Source organism: Luminiphilus syltensis NOR5-1B (assembly GCF_000158175.1).
Lineage (GTDB): Bacteria > Pseudomonadota > Gammaproteobacteria > Pseudomonadales > Halieaceae > Luminiphilus > Luminiphilus syltensis.
This window is the reverse complement of record NZ_DS999411.1, coordinates 3,243,957-3,249,856: the sequence shown is the minus strand read 5'-3', so window position 1 is coordinate 3,249,856 and position 5,900 is coordinate 3,243,957. Positions and strand designations below refer to the sequence as shown.

6 protein-coding genes are annotated in these 5,900 nt (G+C 51.6%); 1 reads left to right on the top strand and 5 read right to left on the bottom strand.

Translation table 11 applies throughout. The annotated features are described in order from the left end of the window. Window positions 1-519, bottom strand: a 519-nt coding sequence (locus NOR51B_RS14665) for an SDR family NAD(P)-dependent oxidoreductase (protein ID WP_040482701.1), incomplete at its 3' end; no start/stop codon positions are given. 58 nt (window positions 520-577) lie between these two features. After that, complete coding sequence (locus tag NOR51B_RS14660) at window positions 578-2,542, bottom strand: hypothetical protein (RefSeq protein WP_154647691.1); 1,965 nt, start codon at window positions 2,540-2,542, stop codon at window positions 578-580. Between the two features lie 203 nt (window positions 2,543-2,745). Between NOR51B_RS14660 and NOR51B_RS14655 the strand changes: the two genes are divergently transcribed. Beyond that, entirely contained in the window at window positions 2,746-3,468 is a 723-nt protein-coding gene (locus NOR51B_RS14655) for a TetR/AcrR family transcriptional regulator (RefSeq protein WP_230198484.1), read from the top strand. Between the two features lie 42 nt (window positions 3,469-3,510). On the opposite strand, the gene NOR51B_RS14650 is transcribed toward NOR51B_RS14655, so the two are convergent. The 3 genes from NOR51B_RS14650 to NOR51B_RS14640 form a co-directional block, all read right to left on the bottom strand. Continuing rightward, complete coding sequence (locus NOR51B_RS14650; RefSeq protein ID WP_040482185.1) at window positions 3,511-4,341, bottom strand: nuclear transport factor 2 family protein; 831 nt, start codon at window positions 4,339-4,341, stop codon at window positions 3,511-3,513. Between the two features lie 49 nt (window positions 4,342-4,390). Continuing rightward, entirely contained in the window at window positions 4,391-5,569 is a 1,179-nt protein-coding gene (locus NOR51B_RS14645) for an acyl-CoA dehydrogenase family protein (RefSeq protein WP_009018869.1), read from the bottom strand. A 95-nt stretch (window positions 5,570-5,664) separates the two neighbouring features. Then, on the bottom strand, window positions 5,665-5,900 hold a 236-nt coding region (locus NOR51B_RS14640), incomplete at its 5' end, for a 3-hydroxyacyl-CoA dehydrogenase family protein (RefSeq protein WP_040482184.1).

The window sequence follows — 5,900 nt, the reverse complement described above, 5'->3', positions numbered from 1 at the left end:
CTCTGCGTACTCGATAGCAGCAGCTTTTGTCATCATACGCACGGCTCCCTTAGAGCCGCAGTAAGCGAGCAATTGTGGAAAGGCGACGATCGAGGCCATTGACGCCGTATTCACGATTGATCCGCCGCCGCTTTCCAGCATCATAGGTATGGCGTAGCGCATGCCAAGGAATACACTACGGGCATTAACCGCCATCACTCGCTCATAGTCATCTTCAGGATAATCAGTGGCGGCGACGATAGGCCCTTGAATGCCAGCGTTATTGCATAGGATGTGCAGACCACCGAACTCTTTCTGTGCCATCTGCAGCATGGCCTGCACGTCACTGCTCTCGGAAACATCGGCTTGAAAGGCAATGCAAGAAGCGCCCAATTGCTCGGCCAGATCATTCTGTTTTCCGGAGATGTCGACGGCAAGCACTCTCGCGCCCTCTCGACAAAAACGTTCGACAATGGCATATCCCATTCCCGAACCGGCTCCGGTAACTATGGCGGACTTTCCTTCAAGTCTTCCGGTCATGGATTAGATTCCTCATGTATTTCTGTCGGGTCTGTCCGGGTTGTTAATAGGATCTTGCTTAGTCACCCGGATGTATTCGCACAATCATGTTGTTTGCGTTCTCGGTACCCCATATTATCGGGTCGCGCTTGCCGACAGGTAAGCTGGAATAGGTTGTCCATAAATCACCGGTTTTCCCGTCGATCTCGATTACACGAATGTAGGCTTCCCGTCGAGGGAGTGGGTAGTGCGTCCATTTCTCTTCATCGATATCGAATCGATAGATGCGATCGGAATTGCAGGTGGCTGCCCAAATGGCGTTACGCTTTTTATCCAGTGTGATGCCATAAGGGGAGCTCCCTCGGTCTGGAATTTGATAGCGCGCTAGCTCAAGACCCGTGTTGGTATCAATTTTAGATAACTCGCTAGTGCCAAAGAGAGGCACCCACAAAACGTTGCCTTGAATTGCCAGCCTACGTGGTCCCTCTCCTCTGTCGTAAGGAATGATACGCTCGGCAATGTCTGCTTTGGTATCGAAGGATCCAGCCACGCCGAAGAGCTGAGCCCACCACACACGGTCATTTTGGGCGTCGATAGCAGCGCCGTAAAGTAGTGAGTGGAAGGTATTTTCACCACTGACTACGGGCAGGCGAAAGGTCTCTATTTCGCCGCTTTCAACATTTAATCCCCACAGTTCATTTTTCCCGAGGTCGGTAATCCATATTCGACCCTTGGAGTCCATTTCAACGTGCCGGTCAGAATTGAAGGCGAAATCGTGGGTGACACCGAATAGCGTACCCTCCGGCGGAGGATAAAGGCGCCATTCCTTGCTTTGAGTATTCAGTCGTCCAATATAAAAGCTGTCCTCCAATGCAACCCAGATATTACCCTCAGCATCTGAATTCATGGTGTGCGGCCCCTGCGCGCCCTCGAGAGGCACGGGGTGCCACGTAATATTTCCATCGGTGGGATTGAGGGCGCCAAGGCGGTGCTTGTCAGTCTCTAGAAACCAGATATCACTGGAACCAGGCGGGGCGGTAACCTCTCTTGTCCAGCCGAAGGTGGGTAGGGTGAATTCCTCAATCTCTGTGTCTGCAGTTACGCCGTATTCACCCAACTCTTCAGTATCGTTATAACCCTCATAGCTGTCGAAATCGGTAGGAAAATGCTGAGCAAGGTAGGGGACGATCACTTCCATATCCCGCGGCGAAAACAGGCTGGTTTCCGGCTGTAGCAGTGCATTATAGAAGGGACTACCCTCTTCGAGTCCCCAGCGTAGCTCATCTTTTTCACCCAGACGCATGGTTACCCAGCGCATGTACTGCACGATCGCGTCCCAGCCTTTTCGCGTCTTCGCGTCCTTCGCTGTTGTTTTTGGTGTGTTACCTGTGCCGGCCAGGTCTTCTGCAGCTTGGTTCAGCCACGCTTCTGCACGATCTGCGCTACCGTGAGCACCTAGGTTAGCTGAAAACTCTCGCACCCTTGCTGACCCCAGTTGATGGCAATTAGCACAATGCAGATTGGACATTTGATAGCCGAGATCATCCGGATTACCCCCGAGCCAGGCCGAGGCGGGCACCTGTTGTGCAACGTTAGTTAGGGGCTGCATGACAACTTCGATATGGAGACTATCATCGTCGAGTTGTTGCTGTTTTTGAGATACCGACCAGCCAATACGGAAGAAGTCAATTTCGAGTGACTCGAGGTTGAATGCAAGATCCCTTGTTTTGAAAGCACCGTCGGCACCCGTAAATACGGTATGCGAAAAAGCGGGGGCGCCTGTTCCGCTGCTACGTATTCGAACGTGGGGTATTGGGTCTCCCGACAATGTTGTAACGACACCAGTAATCTGGAGTGAAAACGCTTCTTGAGCACATAGCATCAATATCAGCGCCGCAAGGAATGTCATGAATCGCATTGCTTTTTCTCCTTGGCGTCCTGTCGCCGCGTATCTGATTGTCGCCAGTTTTAACCCTGTCCGGTAACTACGGATACGACCGGTTTTGATATATCCTGACGATGAAGTTAAGGGGAAGATTGCCAAATGTCAACAAATACGTTGACAAATATCGGAAGCTGAGGCATCCAGTGCTTTCTTTAGCTATTATTTGTCTTGCGAGGCCTTATATTCTCTTTCGAATCGCTGTCATGGCTTTGCCTTTCTCGATTTGAAACATTCGCTTGGGCGCAGGCATTTCCTGTTGTTTAATGCCCTCCGTTGTTAATCTGAATTATGAGAGAGCAGTATTGAAAACGACTACAAGCAAGATTGGTAAACGCCGGGCAGCCGCGAAGTCCAAGACCGTCAGTTCGGAAACCTATCAACGCCGTCGACGCGAAATTGCCGCGGCTGCGGCCCGCGTTTTCAATGAGAAAGGGTTCCGTGGCACCACAATTAGTGCGGTAGCTGAAGCGCTGCAGATCGATAGGGCATCCATTTACTATTATATTTCTTCAAAGGATGAGCTTTTTGACGATGTTATTCGAGAGGCGTCGGAAGAGAATGTACTGAGAGCGCAGCGAATCCAGAAGAGCGACCTGTCCGCAAGTGAGAAATTGCGCACTTTAATTCGGGAGCTTATGGATTCCTACGCCGAAACCTATCCACTCCTCTATATATTTATCCGAGTTGACCTAAAGCATGTGCCTGACAAGCGGTCAGCATGGGCTAAGCAAATGAAAAAAATCGGACGCCAATACGATGATGCCGTTACCTCAATTATCGAAGAAGGCTACCGAGACGGCAGCTTCCGCGATCTCGGTCCGGCTCGATTAGTAGCCTTCGGAATCATCGGCATGCTCAATTGGACCAATCGCTGGTTTGACCCAGAGAACAGCAAAGCATCGGCAGAAGACCTTGGGAATATGTATGCTGAACTCGTCACTTCGGGGCTTGAACACGCTAAAGCACCTGCGCGAAAAAAAAATCGCCCCGTGGCTGCTAAACGACAACGAGCGGAAGGTAAATAAAAAGAAGTAACCTATCTCAGTGTTCGTCCTGCTGTCGTTGACTCAGCTCAGTCCTCGTAGGGCGCGACTTAGCCCGAGTCGATCAGTAGTAATTCGTGCTGCCACGACTGTGTTATCACGTACCGTCAATATCGCCGCGAAGCGGAGAAGAGCCTGGCAGCCGACAAGAAGTGGAGATAGGTCGCCAAAGCCACCAACATAGATCCCCTCGTATTGTGCGTGGAGTACTACGCGGTCGCCAGCTGAAAATATTTCGTTGATTCGACTGCTACGTATCTCGAGTAGCGACGTAGGATCGGGATCGAGGGGAGAAAGGCGGTTGTTCGCAGGAAGATCCTTTAGAGGCCGTTTCTCGAGAATCCAGTCCCGGGCAGTTGCTTCTGCGACAGGATTCGCTGGCTTTGGTTGGGTATCCCAAGGCGAGGTTTGTGGAGGCTCAACCGGGTCACACTCGCCGATAAAGAGTTGCCGCTTTCGGGAGATGTACTCCTCTTCCGCCCAACCCCTGAGTAAACGTTCTCCATCGGTATAAAAAAAGGTGATGCCGCTCCAAGAAGCCTGCTTACCCTCGTCATCGAGGGAAGCGCCGTGTTCTGTAAAACACATGGCGATAGTATCTTCCCCTAAAACAACATCGTGTACTGTGACACAAAGCCCCGGAAATTGATCAAGTTGCTCTAGGGTTGCCGGCAAGTATTCCTCATCACGACCATCGAACACCACACCACCAATGTCGAGTCGGTAGCTGGGCGACATGATGCGTTCAGCAGTCTCGGCATTGTGAGCCGTGAGAAAGTCGACAGCAAAACCACGCAACAGTCCTGCCAGTGGGTGAATGTTCGATTTAGAGGGCTGTGCCAAAGTGATAGGCATTGTCTTCTCCGAAACTGTGCTTCTATGAATATCCAAACTAGCTGGGGGCTCAGTAACTTTTTGGCAAGCCAAGGCTATGCTGGCCCACATGATTAAGGATCATTTCGCGACTTACTGGCGCGGTTTTATGTAGACGTGCGATAAACCAGAGGTCTGCCAGGCCATATTCAAGTGCTAATCCATTGCCGCCGTGGACCTGCATGGCCTGGTCCAGAGCCTTAAGCGAGCTTTCCGCTGCCGCGAATTTCGCCATATTTGCCGCCTCAGCGGCATCCTCTCCCAGGTCGAAAAGTTGGGAAGCTCGCGCGGCCATCAGTCGAGCTTCCTGCACAGCGATGTAGGCTTCAGCTAATGGGTGGGCGACACCTTGATGGGCGCCAATGGGTTTACCCCAAACATTACGGTCTTTTGCGTACTGCGCCGCCTGCTCCAGAGCGAATCGCGATATGCCATTGTTAATTGCGGCGGCGGATACCCGCTCTGGGTTGAGCCCAACGAATACCTGCTTTAGGCCTGCGCCGCGTTCGCCCACAAGCGCGTCATTGGGCAGTTTTACGTCATCATAGAAAGTCATAAACTGCTTGTCGTTTGAGCTCAGTGCGGCCTCAATGGGCTTCCAGCTAAGGCCTTTTGTATTGGTAGGAATGATGAACAAAGACAGAGCAGATCGCTCTGCCGTGGAAAGTTCGGCATCTCGCGCTACCACCATTACAGACTCAGAGTCATCGATTGCCGACGTCCAGTACTTCGCTCCGTTCAGCACCCAGCCGTCTTCAATTTTCGTTGCGGTAGTCTTGATTTGGTGGGTGTTTGAGCCAGCGTCGGGTTCAGTAATGGCAAAGGCTATCCTCTTGCTGCCGTCAGCGACGCCAGGCAGCCAGTAGTCTTTCATTTCGGTCGAACCAAAACGCTCAATGATTGGTGCGCAGATTGAAGAAATTACCAGCGACAGCATTGGACAACCTTGTGCTGCGGTCTCTTCTATAACGATGTATAAATCGCTAAGACCTCCGCCGCTACCACCATGACTTTCGGGAATATGTGCACCAAGAAAGCCAGCTGATCCGAGCTCGGCCCACAGCTCTCTCGGTTGCTCCCCGCGAGCAACAATGTCTTGAAAATACTTTCGTCCGAAGCGGCCGGTAAGCTTGGCAACGGCTTGACGGAGATCTGAATGGTGGTCGGCGGTGTCGACTAATGTGGTGTTAAATACCTGTGGCGTAATCATCTCGTTTTATTTCCTTATACCTTTTTCTCAGCAGTAGGTCACGACTACTGATTCTGTGTTTTCGAATGCCGCTTTATTATTTGCTCTTCGGCGGACTAACTTTCCCATGTGTAAAAACCGCGGCCGGTTTTTTGCCCAAGATCACCTCGTTGAACCATTTCCACCAGCAACTCCGGTGGTGAGAATCGCTCGCCATGAGCGGCTTCTAACCCGCGCGCAATATCAAGTCGAACATCCAGCCCAACGATATCGCTTAGCCTTAACGGTCCGATTGGGTGTCCATAGGCAAGGGTGGCGGCGCGATCAATCTCCTCGGCACTCGTTACATTAC

What these genes read in the sequence shown, in the direction of transcription:
- NOR51B_RS14645 (WP_009018869.1), bottom strand. Translation starts at nt 5,569, where the DNA reads ATGATTACGCCACAGGTATTTAACACCACATTAGTCGACACCGCCGAC.
- NOR51B_RS14650 (WP_040482185.1), bottom strand. Translation starts at nt 4,341, where the DNA reads ATGCCTATCACTTTGGCACAGCCCTCTAAATCGAACATTCACCCACTG.